Annotated in this window: 1 protein-coding gene; it reads right to left on the bottom strand. The window is 40.8% G+C overall.

From position 1 onward, the window contains the following. The coding region (locus ABD296_RS50210) for an NAD(P)H-hydrate epimerase (protein WP_344285811.1) at nucleotides 1–242 on the bottom strand (242 nt) is incomplete at its 3' end. Between the last annotated feature and the right edge of the window lie 18 nt (nucleotides 243–260).

Here is a 260-nt window from a genome sequence, read left to right on the forward strand (position 1 = left end):
CCTTGGTGTATTTGAACATGATTTTCTTTCGCAAAATGGACAGCGTGGTGTAAATCAGCTGACTCGCCCAACTCAGCCGCAAATATTCCAACCTGAAACCCAGCTTGTTTGAGATAGCTTGCTATAAAATAGCCATCACCAGCGTTATTACCCTGTCCGCACCAAACAGCAATATTCTTAAAATTTTGTTTTTGAAAAAGTACAATGAGTTGTTGAGTGATTGACCAAGCTGCTTGTTGCATTAGGCCTAATGAGGTGTT

This window comes from Actinomadura napierensis (genome assembly GCF_039529375.1).
GTDB classification, from domain to species: Bacteria; Actinomycetota; Actinomycetes; order Streptosporangiales; family Streptosporangiaceae; genus Spirillospora; species Spirillospora napierensis.